The organism is Pseudomonas sp. FSL L8-0168, assembly GCF_037976155.1.
Classification (GTDB): Bacteria; Pseudomonadota; Gammaproteobacteria; order Pseudomonadales; family Pseudomonadaceae; genus Aquipseudomonas; species Aquipseudomonas paracarnis.
Genome location: NZ_CP150262.1, coordinates 6,057,894 through 6,070,648, shown reverse-complemented (window position 1 = coordinate 6,070,648; position 12,755 = coordinate 6,057,894). Strand labels below are relative to the sequence as shown.

Below are 12,755 nucleotides of genomic sequence, written 5' to 3'. Positions count from 1 at the left end.
CTTACTTTGCCGCTTTTGCAAAGTGAGCCGCCGTCAGGGCGGAACCCTAAGTGGCCGTTACCTAAATAATGGATATGTACCCGGTCCAACTGTGTTGACTGCCAGGCCGCCTTCGCGAGCAAGCCCGCTCCCACAGTTGGATCTTAGGGTGTCAGCTAGAGAAGTGTCGGCTGGCGGGCCGCCATCGCAGGCAAGCCAGCTCCCACATTTGGAACTCGAAAGGTCAGCTAAATCACCAGATAAGCCCGACCCATATGGCAAGTAAGGTTGGCACCGACTTCGGCATTGCCCAGGTTGATGCCCAAGGCACTCAGCAAGGTATTAACGATGGGGTCGAGAATCGGCGACAACACATTCTGGATCAGCCCCACCACCGCCGTAGTGATAGTCGCCAACAACCCGGCGACCCCAGCCAACGCACCATTGGAGACAGTGCCGCTAGGCGGTGCGTAAGTCACCTGCAAGCCATTAAGCGTCGACACCAGGCTGCCGACGATATTGGCGGTGCCCGGCGCGAACTTGTAGGTGGGCGGCGCATTCATCTCGGCCACCGGCGCAAACACCATCGTGCTGGTTTGCGCGGCAATGGTGGAGTTGGCTTTCAACAGCAAACCGCCCCCCACATTAGGCGTACGGTTGGGGCTGCACAGCAGCGTCAGGACCACACAGTAGCGCTCGCCAAAATCGATCAATCTGACGGGCTGTACATTGACTGCTGCGGAGGAAGAAAAAGCCGCCGCCGGATCCACCGTACCGACGGCCAAGGTAGCCAGGGACGTGGTGGTTTTCACTGTCAAGGACTTGGAAGCCGGCGAGTCGCAATTGAAATCCGTGACATTGGTTTGCGCACTGCCGGCTTCGATGTAAATGCCTAGCGATGTTGTGACATCGACGTCAGCCACATTGCAGGCCACCAGGCACAACACACCGCCAACCACCGCCGGCAGGTTGAGATTCAACAAGCCCTTGACCACCTGGGACACCGGCGTGCCCAGGCCCGTCAATATGGACGCCACGCCAGAAACCGCCTTGATGATCGGCGCCTGTACAGTCACCAACGTACGCACTTGCGCAGTGCGTACAAAAATCTGATCGGTCGGCGGGGTATTCAATAAGCCCTTCTTCGCCAACGCTGGATTGCCAATGGCCGACAGCTGCGGCGGTTCGATGACCTTGGTCTGGATCGACACATTGCCCACTAGCGGAATCGCGACCTGCGCCGCCGCACTCACCGCATTCTTGCTACTGGACAACTGCGCTACCGCTTCCAGCAGTTGAAACAATTGCACGTTGCTGTTCAGCGCCGCTGTCGGCGTGCCGGTGGCGATGTCGACCAGGTCTCCCACCGTTAACAGCTTGCTGTTAGGTGCAATGGCTTGAATCGAAATCACGTCATTGATGACCGCCGTGGCCGCCGCGCCGTTTTTCTGCAAGACCTTCACAGCAGCGTCGATCAGTTGAGTCGCCGAGACCGCGGTACTGAGCAAGGCATCGTAGTCACCGGCCTTCACGTTCAGGTTGATCGCCAGTTGGTCGAGGTAACTGAGCAGGTTGACGTTGGTCTGCAGCAAGCCGTTCCAACCCGCCGCCGTGAGCGACAGGTTACCGCCGAGCAGGTTGCCGATGACCAGGTTAAGTAGTGGGGATTTGCCTGAATCGACGCTGGCCAGGCTGCTGCGGATCGACAACTGCGCCACGGGCGGCGGTGTCGCCGCGACGGCGGTGGCGCTCAAGTTGATCTGCGGGTTGATCGGCGCGCCGCTGAACAGGTTCCACAGGCCATTGGCGATGCTGGTCAGGACGGTGCGCGAGGCCACCACGCGGATTGCGTCACTCTTGGTGGCATCGGCGCTGAACACACGGGTGTTGAGGGCGTTGGTCGCCAGGGTGCCGCATGTCACCGCCAGGGTGCTGCCATTACCGACCACAAAACCGTTGCGCGCCGCATTTTGCGTGGCATAGGCGTTGGCGGTGGTGTTAGTGCCGCATTGGCCACCGAGACCGGCTGCCTCCAACGCCGAGGTATCGGCGACGGATTGCAGCTTGCGCTTTTCCAGATACAAGCGCCCGCTGTCGACCGCCAGCAACGTAAACACCAGAGCCAAGGCCAAGGTGCCTGCCGCCATCAAGCCTATTGCACCACGCTGCCTGGAACCAAATCGGGGAGACATCGAAGCACTCCTGCGCTAACTCTCCGTTGCACTGGAGTGTAGACAAGGCTTCGGCAGGTTGCTGGCAACTCGCCACATTGGCGACTGGCGGAGATGCCCTGAATGTCGGCCCCCTAATACAACTCAGCTAAGCAAACGCTATGCTCAAAACACTGAAGATCAAATGTGGGAGCTGGCTTGCCTGCGAAAGCGGTGTGTCAGTTACTGAAGCAGTGACTGACACACCGCTTTCGCGAGCAAGCTCCCACAGGGGTGAGAGGGGGTGATCAGCGCGGCGGGTAGTTGGAGAGGATCTTGGTCACAGTGCTGCGGATGGCCTTGTTGCGATCCTCGGGGTTTGGCGTGCTGGCCATCATTTGTTCGTCGCTGCCGCGCCACACCAGTTTGCCGTCCTTGCCGTCGAGCAGGTCGATCTGGATGGTCGCCACTTTGTAGGTGATATTGCGCGTTTCGTTGTACATCGGCGCGCCCCAATAACCATTCCACGGGCCGCCCCAGGCACCGCCATAGTTGGTGGTGACTTGCTGCTGGCGGTCTTCGACAATCAAATAGGCCTGCACATTCAGGTCTGCCTTGGTACCCGCCGCCGCAGGACGCAAACCGCGCTGATCCAGCTGTTCGCCCACGGCCTGGCGGATGCGTTGCTCGGTGAGGTCGCTCTTGATTCGCGGGTCATCGGGACGGTACTGCAACGCCGGGTCTTTCCAGGCCCAATTGCGATAGGCGCCGAAGTCTCGGCTGGCGTCGAAATCATGGTTGACCTGGTTGCTCTGGCAACCGCCCAGCAACATGACAACAGCAAGTGCAGCGATGCGACGAAGCATGGTGTTCTCCAAAAAACAACGTGGGCCTGTAATGAGAATAGCTGCTAACTGGGCGGATAGGCGGCCATTGCCTTCTGCATCGCCTTGCGCAAGCTATCGGCGCGTTCGCTCAGGCTGCCCTGGCTGGTGGTTTCGGCGCTGGTGCTCCACACCGGCTGGCGGGTGCGCGCATCGAACAGGCTGATACGCGCCACGGCCACTGTCACTTCATAGGTACGCACCACAGGCACGCTGTTGTACATGCCATAACCATTGCCATAACGGTTGTAGCCACCGTAGCCATACCCGTAATCATCCTGGACCTGGCGCAGGCGTTTTTCCAGGCGTACATCAGCGCTCACCAGCAGGTCGGGCGCACGCTTGTCATGCAAGGGACGCAAGCCACGCTGGTCGAGAGCGCTGCTGACCGCCTCGGCAATCTGCGCCGAATCGGCCCAGGCCGTACCCGCCGGCAACTGGCCGTTGAGCCAGCCCCAACTGCGGTAGGCGCCATAGTCGCGTACCGGCGCGGGGTAAGCGCTGGCATCAAAGGTAGTGGCCGCCTGGGCGGGCGCCGGCGGCATCGGTGCCGAACTGGCGACGTAAGGGTTGGGGCTCGAGCACGCCCCAAGGCCTAGAGACAACAGGATTAAACCGAGACGACGCATGTCGACCTCCCACGCTGGGCCGCTTAAACCGGGCGGCAGATCCAGTGCAAATATCGCCCAAGCCCGGCAAAGCTTGGGTGACGACGGTGAGCGAGCTCCATCTCCAACAAGTCCTGCAGGTTGGCGCGCGCCTGGAATTCCACCGGCATATAGTCGTGGAACACCCGCACGCCACTTTGGCTTTCGACCTGCCACAGCCCTTCGAGTTGCGTCGCCAACTCCCGTGGGTCCAGGGGTTGTTGCGGCGTCAGGCTCTGCTTTTCGCCGGCCATGTCGTTCTTGCGCATTTTGCGGAAGTGGCCTTTGAGCAGGTTGCGGTAGATCAACGCATCACGGTTGTAGAAGGCCAGGGACAACCAGCCCCCCGGCAGCGTCAGTTGGTGCAGCACCGGCAGGATGGCGTGGGGCTCGGCCAACCACTCCAGCACGGCATGGCACAGCACCAGATCGTAAGGCTCGGTGAGTTGGCCGAGCAAGTCCTGCCACGGTGCATGAATAAAGGTCGCGGTCTGGCCGGCGTCAGCAAAGCGCTGACGCGCCCCTTCAAGCATCGGCGCAGCGGGTTCGGCCAGGGTTACCTCGTGGCCCTGCTCGGCCAGCCACAGCGACATATGCCCCAGGCCTGCACCGATATCCAGCACGCGCAATGGGCGTTGCGGCAAGGCTTCTACCAGGTCGGCCTGGAGCACCGCCAGGCGAATCGCGCCCTTGGCGCCGCCGTAGATCTTTTCGGCAAAGCGCGTGGCCAACTGGTCGAAATGACGATCACTCATGGGCAAACCGCCGTTCGCTATCGGCCAGTTTGGCGCGCACCACTTCGTTCATATCCAGGCCCAGTTCACTGCACAGCAGCAGCAGGTACAGGACGATATCACCGACCTCTTGGCCCGCATGGGCGAGTTTATCGGCGGGCAGTTGGCGGGATTGGTCTTCGGTGAGCCATTGGAAGATTTCCACCAGCTCGGCCATTTCCACGCTGGCAGCCATGGCCAGGTTTTTCGGGCTGTGAAACTGTTTCCAGTCATTGGTATCGCGGATGCGGTGCAGGCGTTCGGTGAGGTGTTCGAGGTTCATGCGCGGGCTCCTGAATGGGTATAGCTTACCCCATGACGGGACGCGGAGCGTCCCAGGCGGCGTTCCCACGCAGAGCGTGGGAACGATCAGCGATCAGTCGACAACGCTGAACTCGAGCCTGGCGGTTTGACCGGCTTCATCCAATACGCTGAGCTGATAGCGGCCCAGCCGTTCAAAACTGGCATTGATGCTGTCCTGACTGGCGCTGTCGCCCAACGGCGCACCATTGAGGAACCACCAACGCCGGCCACTGCCGCCCAGGGCGGAGATGTTCAGGCGCAAGGCTTGCTGACTGGCAGCGGGCAGACGCAATTGATCGCCCTCGCGTACGCCTACGATGGACAACGGCGATGACGCGGCCAGCGCCGGTGGCGGGCAGTCCGGGTCAGCCGGCGGGATGCGCGCTTCGCGGCGTTCAACCCTGGGTACCCAAGGCTCCAGCGGTGCCGGCCATAGGGCAATGCTTTTGGAGGTTGCGCCAGGACAATGGGCATCGACCCGCAAGCCTTTGGTGTTAACCCAGATGCTTTCCATCAAGCCCACACTCAAGGGTTGATCCAATGCCTGCAAGGTCGGCGGCGTGGTGTTGTCCAGGGTCCAGGCAAAACGCTGGCGGCGGCAGTTGGGGTCGCTGCGGCTCATGGGCTGGCCCAGCGGCCAACAGATCGCCGCCACGCCGATATTGGCAGGCACCGGTTTGACCGGCGCACTGATGCCGCGCTGGCTGTCGCGGTTGGTCAGCACGTCGTGCACCTGCAGCATCAACGGCGCTGCCGACGCCAGGCCGAATTGCCCGGGTACCGGCGTGCCATCGGGCCGGCCGATCCATACGCCGATCAGGTAACGCGGGCCTACGCCAATCGCCCAGGCATCGCGAAAGCCATAGCTGGTACCGGTCTTCCACGCCAGCACCGGGCGTTGGACCAGCTCGGCACGCGGGTCGCGGTCGGGCCGCGCCTGGCCGCTGAGGATGCGCCGCACAATCCAGGCGGCGCCGGGCGACAGCAAAGGCCGCTCCCTGAGCGCATCGTCCGGTTGCAACCGCAGGGTGGCGCTCTTGCCATCGCGGGCCAGGGCGCTGTAGCCACTCACCAGGTCCTCCAGGCGACTGCCCGCACCGCCGAGGATCAGCGCCAGGTTCGGCTCGGCCAATGCCGGCAACGCCAACGGCACGCCACCGATGCGCATCTGCGCGGCAAAGCGCTTGGGCCCGTAGGCTTCCAGCAGTTGCACCGCCGGCAGGTTCAACGAGCTGGACAACGCCGTGCTCGCAGGCACCGCGCCGGTAAAACCCATGGAAAAGTTGCCAGGGCGGTAGTCGCCATAACGTCGAGGCACGTCCTGCAACAGCGATTCGGAGTGAATCAGGCCGTCGTCCAACGCCATCCCGTAGAGAAAAGGTTTCAAGGTGGAACCGGGCGAACGCAGTGCGCTGATCATGTCCACATGGCCAAAGCGCTTGGTGTCGTTGATATCCACCGACCCCAGGTAGGCGCGCACCGCCATGCTTTCTTCTTCCACCACCAGGATGGCCGCCGAGGTGTGTTCCGGCAGGCGTGCGCGCCAGCCCAGCAACAGGTCTTCCAGACGGCGTTGCAAGGTGGCATCCAGGGTGGTGCGGATCAGCGGCGGGCTGTCGGGGCGGTTCAGCCGGCGTGCGAGCAGAGGCGCCAGGCTAGGTTCCAAGCGTGGGGCGAGCAGCAGGGGTTCTTCCAGGGCTTCATCAACCGCCGATTGCGGCCATACCTGAAACTCGGCCAGGCGGCGCAGCACTTTGTCGCGGGCCTCCTGGGCGCGCTGCGGATGACGGTCCGGGCGCAAACGGCTTGGCGCCTGGGGCAACACCGCGAGCAACGCGGCTTCGGCGTGAGTCAGCTGAGACGGTGACTTGCCCAGGTACGCCCAGCTTGCCGCCGCCACGCCCTGCAGCGTGCCGCCGAAAGGTGCGCGGTTCAGGTACAGGTTGAGGATTTCGTCCTTGGACAGGTGCCACTCCAGCTGCGCGGTACGCCACAGCTGGCGTAACTTGCCGTGCAGGGTGCGTGAATGTGGGTCGAGCAGGCGCGCAACCTGCATCGACAAAGTGCTGCCGCCGGACACCACCCGCGCGCCGCTCAGGTTTTGCCAGGTCGCACGCACCAGCGCCAACGGGTTTACGCCGGGGTGCTGGTAGAACCAACGGTCTTCATAGGTGAGCAACGCGTCGAGGTAATAAGGCGATACTTCGCTGGTGTGTACCGGGTAGCGCCATACGCCATGGGCATCGGCAAATCGCCACAGTGGTGTGCCATCTTCGGCCAGCACTACCCGGGCCAGGTCATCCTGGGGCAGGGGCAAGGGCCAGATACGATCGGCCAGCCATAGCAGGGCAACCACCAACACCACACAACCCAAAGCCCAGCGCAATAACTGTGGGAGCTGGCTTGCCTGCGATAGCGCAGGATCAGTCAACTTATCCACAACTGCCCCACCGCTATCGCCGGCAAGCCAACTCCCACATTGGGCCGCGTACATTCGGAAGTGATTAAACTAAAACTCAAACGGGCAAACCTCTATGCTTGCAGGGAACTCGCCTGCGTTATCGACAACCAAAGGCACAGTTACGCCCACCTTCTCATCAGGACACGCACATGCAGGTAGAAAGCTTTTTCGAATGGTTGGGCCAGGCGCTCGGTTCCGTCATCCGTTTTATCGTCGACGGGCTCAGCGGTTTGTTCGGGGCCTTGACCCACGCCGGCGGCAACTTTATCGACGGCCTGTCACGCACCTTGGGCATGGACACCTCGATCATCAGCATCATTACCCTGATTGTCGGGTTGTTGTTCCTCTACTCGGCGGTACGCGCCTTTATGCGGGCCTCGATTATCGTGGGGATCATCTGGCTGATGCTGGGGCTGTGGTTGCTGAGTTGGGTTGTGCACTGACGGGCAAACGCTCGATTCCCCCTGTAGGAGCGAGCTTGCTCGCTCCTACAGGGATTCAACCATTGTCTTTCAGCGGCCCTTGATCACCATATCCACCGGCGTCTCGCCCACCGCCTGCCAGTTCGGCCGATACATCGACTCTACCTGCGGCGGCGGCACGCGGTAGGTTCCCGGTGTCACCGCGCGCGCCAGGTACAGCAAGTGCGTGGTGCCATAGCCATCCAGATTCATCGCGGCCACATAGCGATCGTCCCTGAACTCCTGATGCTTGAGCGAGGCATTCTGCATCGACTCACGCCACTCCTTCACCTGGCTGCTGGCGTTCTCCAGGCTCGCCGCGCTTTGGGCCAGGTTCTGGTTTTCCAGTTCCAGGCCGGCAGGCAACAGGTCGACCACCAGGGCATCCGGCACCCGTTGCTTGGCGCTGACCGCCAAGTGCACCAGCACCAGATCACCGCTGTTGAGGTTACGCAGGTTCAACGGCTGGCCGTTCATGCCCAGGTATTCGCGGCGGATACTCAGGTTGTTGCCACCGGCCGCTGGCGGCACGTGTGGATAACCCGAGACCGTCAATTGCTGGTACACCGGCGCTTCACCCTGATTGCTCAAGGCCAGGTCGCTGGACAACAACTTACCGTCCAACTCCAACGTCGATTGCTGGTTGTTCAACTCACGCACACCGCCGCTGCCGGTGAGCGACACTTGCCAGTTCGCTTGGGGCTTGGCGAACCCGAGGCGCCCGGCCAGGAACAGTGAATTACGCTCCTGGGTCGACAGGTACGGGCTGGCGGCCAACTGATCCGACAAGGTGAACAACCGCTCCTCGCGCTGGCCCTTGGCCAAGTCGTTCTCCTCCAGCAACGCCAGGATCATCGCCTGGTCGCGCAGCGGGCTACCGTAGTCGGCCAGCCACTCATTGGCATTGCGCTGCGCCGCCAAGCCGGCCAACAACGCCTGATCCGCACGGGGCTGGTCACCCATTTTCTGCAGGGCAATGGCCAACTGCACCAGCGGTAAGCCGGAGCGTGCGTCGCTGCGCCGTTCGAACAGGCTGCGCAACGCGCCCAATGGCGCCTGCTGACTGCGCGCCAACACCATGCCGGCATACGCCTGCACGGCAAACCGGGTGTGTTCGGCGTTGTCGCTGTAATCCACCTCGATCAGATTACGTTCCTGCACATACCGCAACAGGCGCTCGCTGGCCTTCTTCAAGGCTTCAGGCGGGACGGCAAAACCCTGGTCGCGGGCGCGCAGCAGGAAGTCGGTGACATAGGCGGTCAGCCAATATTCTTCCTCGCCATCGGCGCCCCACAAACCAAAGCTGCCGTTGTAGCGCTGCATGCCCAGCAGGCGCTCAATGCCCAACTCGATCTTGCGCTTGCGCTCGGCATCCGGCTCGCCCTTGATACTCAGGCGCTTGAGCAACGCGTCGTCGGCGTACAGCGACGGGTACAAGCCACTGGCGGTTTGCTCCAGGCAACCGTAGGGGTACGCCTTGAGTGCACTGATCTGCGCGCCCAGGTTCAACGGCGGCCGGCTCGACAGGCTCAACAACGCCTCACGTCCCGATGCATCGAATTGATCCAGTGCGCCCGACGGCAAGCTCCACGGCTGATCCTTGAGCACTGCGCGGTAATGCTTGAGCAAGGCCGGGTACGCCGGGCGTACGCCCAAGGTCCATTCGCGGCTGAACGGCGGCAGGTTTTCACCCGGCAAGTCCAGGCCGTTGACGGTGACCGTGACCTTGCCCTGGCCGAGCCCGCCCCAGGCTTGTACCGGAATACGCAGGGTGGTGCGCTGACCTTGCTTGAGCTCAACCGATTGCGCGCCACTGTTGACCAACTGCAGCTGACCTTGCGCGGTCAATTGCACATCGAGTTTCTGGGCCTTGCCCGACAGGTTGGAGAGGTCCAGGGCCAGGGTGGTCTGGTCGCCTCCTGCCAGGAAGCGCGGCGCCGACAACTCGGCAATCAGCGGGGCGGCGATCACGGTCTTGCCTTCGGCCATACCGTAGCGATCATCGCTCCAGGCTTGGGCCATCAGGCGCAGTTCGCCGTTGAAGTCGGGAATATTGACGCTGACTTCACCCTCGCCTTTGTCGTTCAGAGTCACCGGGGCGCTTTGCAGGGCAACGATGGTAACGCTGGTGTCCGGGCGCTTGCCGCCTTTGGCCAATGCCGCGTCGCCACCAAATGCCAGGCTGGCCAGGCGCCCTTGACCGGCTTCGATCAGTTGCCCATAGATGTCGAATTGGTCGACGCCATAGGCTTTGCGGCCAAACAGGCTGGCGTACGGATCGGGCGTTGGGTATTCGGTGATATTGAGGATGCCCACATCCACCGCCGCCAGCAGTACGTGCACCTGTTGGGGCACGCTGCCATCGGCGTTTTTGGCGGCGATCTTCACCGTCAGCGGTTGTTTGGGGCGCATTTTTTCTGGCGCGGTGAGGGTCAGGCCGAGTTTGCGCTGGGTACGATCCAGCGGCAGGTGCAGCAAGCCCACGGCGCGTTTAGGCGTGATGTTGGCTTTGCGCTCGCCCGGACGAATCACCAGGGCGCTTACATACAGATCGTGGCGCGACCATTTCGGGTCGAGCTTCACCGCAAAGCTTTTGCCTTCGGCCGGCACGTCGATTTCCTGCCACCACAGCGGACCTTCGGCAGACTCCACCAACAGGTAGCCTTTACCGGCAGCCGGTGGCGTGACGGTGACGTTGGCGGTGTCGCCATCACCATAGGCGGGTTTGTCCAACGCCAGCTTGACCTGGTCGGGGCGCACGGCACCGCCTTCGGTGTTGTCCTGGGCCTGGTAGCCGGCCCAGAAACGCAGGCTGCTGACCAGCCCGGTCTGCGGGTCTTCGACCTCCACGCGGTAAGGGCCCCACTCCACCTGGAAGCTGACCTTGGCGGTGTCGCCAGCCTTGATGTTCAGGCTCTGCTCATCGAGATTGAGGAATTTCTCGTTGAAGTGGTAGCTCCAGCCGTCATTCTCCGAGTAGTTCCAGTAGTAGTCGCGGCGCTCACGCACCAGGCGCACCTTGAGGTCTTGTGCGGCCAGTTTCTGACCGTCCTGGTTGGCCACCAGCACTTCGAATTCCACCGGGCCATCGCCGTTGGTTTCCTTGCCATCAAACAGGCCACGCAGGCCCGGCAACTGCTCGGCCGGCCAGATCGGCTGCACCAGGCGCCGGGTAATCGGCCGCCCGCCGGACTCTTGCAGGCTGGCTTGCACGATCAGTTGCAACGGCGATTTGGCCTCGGCCCACTTGCTTTCCAGGGTCAGCGCTTGCTCGCCATTGGCGTCGAGTACGCTTTCGTCCAGCTCGAAATCCTGGCTCAGCTCTTCTTCCGTCACGGAACCGAACTGGTAGCCCGGCAGGGATTTGACCGCCTCACGCAGTGGGCGCACGTACACCTGGCCACTGACGCGGTTACCGGATGCGGGCGCGCCGTAGAGGTAACGACCGTTGACCTGGATGACCGGGTTATCCGCCGGGCTCAACGCCGTGTCACTGCCCTTGAGTTCCAGCGCCAGGCGTTCGGGCAGGAAGTCTTCGACGAGAAATTCATACAGTTGCGGCTTGCCGTCACCGAGGTCGAATACCAACTGCCAGCGACCGGTCGGCGCCTCGCCGGCCAGTTGCAACGGGTATTGATACAGGCCGGACGCGTCGGCCTCCCACACGAACTTGCGGCTCACCTGTTCATCCGGGCGCCGTACTTCGACGCTGACCGGTTGCGGCTTTACCGCCTTGCCATCCTTGTCACGCAACAGCGCGTTGAGCAGCACGGTTTCGCCGGGGCGATACAGGTCACGCGGGCCGAACACAAAGAACTGCAACGGGTGAGAGGGCTGCCCGCCGATATCGAACTCGGCGAGGTCCAGCGCGGCGCTGTCCAGGCGCAGCAGGCTGGTTTGCTCGCCCTGCTTGGCCAGTAACACCTGGGCTTTTTTCGGCAGTGGCAACTCGGCGTGGCCACCGTCTTCGGTCTTGCCCTGGCCGAGCACGCGGCCTTCGGCATCGAGGATTTCCAGTTCGACGCCGTTGAGCGCCTTACCGCCTTCCAACGCCTGGGTAAACACATCCAGGCGATTGGCATAGCGGTGCACCGACAGACCGATATCACTCAAGGTGAACAGGGTGGCCGGTTGCGAATAGTTATAGGTGCCCGAAGCACGCATCACCGCCAGGTACACGCCCGGCTGCTGCAACTGCTTGAGGCCGGCAATCGGCAGCAGCAGGGTTTCGCGGGTATTGCGCGCCGGGTTCAGGTCGAAACGCCCGCCGTAGACCAGCTCGGCCATTGGCAGCAGTTCACGGGACTCATAGCTTTGCAGGCTGGTATTACGCCCCCACTGCGCCAGGAATGACGGCAGGGATTCGGGTTTGATCCGGAAGAATTCCACGTCGATCTTGTCGACGTTCAACGCGATCACCGGCAGGCCCTCGGCCAGGCGCGTCGGCAACAGGGTGCCGCGGCTGGCGAAGCCGACGGTGGCTTGCAGGTCGCGGGTTTCCAGGCGGGCGCTGTATTCGGCGGCGAGGGTGTTGCCGTTGACTGCCTTCACCCCGGCGTCCACGGTCAGCACCAGCTTGCGCTGCGGCTCAAGGTGGCGCAGGCGCAATTCCATCAGGTTATCGGACAGTTCCCAGGCGCCATCGACCTTGCCGGACTTGCTGTCTACCAGGTGCAGCTTGTCGGCGAACTTCTGATCCGGATCCAGAGGAATGGAAAAGCTCACCGACAAGGTGCTGGCCCCGTCCAACTGCACCTCGGACACGTCCACCACGCTCAGCTCGCGCCCGGCATAGCGTTGCTTCAACGCTGCCACGTCCACCGCAGCTTTCACCGGCTTCGGCGCTGCCGCCACAGTGGGCGCAGGCGGTGCAGCGGGTTTATCGGAAGAATCGCAAGCGCTCAGCAGGGCCAGCGCGCAGGCCAGGAACAGTCCTTTGTTAAGCATGGGGCACTCATAGTCAGAGGGAACCGAGGGGTGAACTATATATCAGCGCCGACCAAGCCGCTGCGGCACCGGTCACATTGACCGACGGAGGGGCGGTTGGTTCTTGGTGGGGCATGAAGCCAAGCCAAATCCCACAACCATTGGCGATCA

The 12,755-nt window shown here is 62.4% G+C and carries 8 protein-coding genes; 1 reads left to right on the top strand and 7 read right to left on the bottom strand.

The genetic code is table 11. The features are described 5' to 3' along the window. Positions 1-227: 227 nt before the first annotated feature. The 6 genes from MHH62_RS27690 to pbpC all read right to left on the bottom strand — a co-directional run bounded on the left by MHH62_RS27690 (position 228) and on the right by pbpC (position 7,122). Complete coding sequence (locus MHH62_RS27690) at positions 228-2,171, bottom strand: pilus assembly protein TadG-related protein (RefSeq protein WP_339232194.1); 1,944 nt, start codon at positions 2,169-2,171, stop codon at positions 228-230. A 266-nt stretch (positions 2,172-2,437) separates the two neighbouring features. Next, positions 2,438-2,995 (bottom strand): DUF4136 domain-containing protein, encoded by a 558-nt coding sequence (locus MHH62_RS27685; protein ID WP_014716741.1) that lies wholly within the window; start codon positions 2,993-2,995, stop codon positions 2,438-2,440. Between the two features lie 44 nt (positions 2,996-3,039). Then, positions 3,040-3,642, bottom strand: a complete 603-nt coding sequence (locus MHH62_RS27680) for a DUF4136 domain-containing protein (RefSeq protein ID WP_014716740.1) — start codon at positions 3,640-3,642, stop codon at positions 3,040-3,042. A 23-nt stretch (positions 3,643-3,665) separates the two neighbouring features. Further along, on the bottom strand, positions 3,666-4,415 hold the full coding sequence (locus tag MHH62_RS27675) for a methyltransferase (RefSeq protein ID WP_014716739.1): 750 nt from the start codon (positions 4,413-4,415) through the stop codon (positions 3,666-3,668). Next, on the bottom strand, positions 4,408-4,716 hold the full coding sequence (locus tag MHH62_RS27670; protein ID WP_003188211.1) for a MazG-like family protein: 309 nt from the start codon (positions 4,714-4,716) through the stop codon (positions 4,408-4,410). The genes MHH62_RS27675 and MHH62_RS27670 overlap by 8 nt, the downstream gene beginning before the upstream one ends. Before the next feature lie 93 nt (positions 4,717-4,809). Continuing rightward, a complete protein-coding gene (pbpC, locus tag MHH62_RS27665; RefSeq protein ID WP_339233042.1) occupies positions 4,810-7,122 on the bottom strand; it encodes a peptidoglycan glycosyltransferase PbpC in 2,313 nt (770 codons plus the stop codon). A gap of 224 nt (positions 7,123-7,346) precedes the next feature. Between pbpC and MHH62_RS27660 the strand changes: the two genes are divergently transcribed. Beyond that, the gene (locus tag MHH62_RS27660; RefSeq protein ID WP_003188208.1) at positions 7,347-7,640 is read left to right on the top strand and encodes a hypothetical protein; all 294 of its coding nucleotides are present in this window, start codon (positions 7,347-7,349) and stop codon (positions 7,638-7,640) included. Between the two features lie 69 nt (positions 7,641-7,709). On the opposite strand, the gene MHH62_RS27655 is transcribed toward MHH62_RS27660, so the two are convergent. Then, positions 7,710-12,605 carry an alpha-2-macroglobulin gene (locus MHH62_RS27655; RefSeq protein ID WP_130175382.1) on the bottom strand — a complete coding sequence of 1,632 codons (4,896 nt, stop codon included), beginning with the start codon at positions 12,603-12,605 and terminating at the stop codon, positions 7,710-7,712. Between the last annotated feature and the right edge of the window lie 150 nt (positions 12,606-12,755).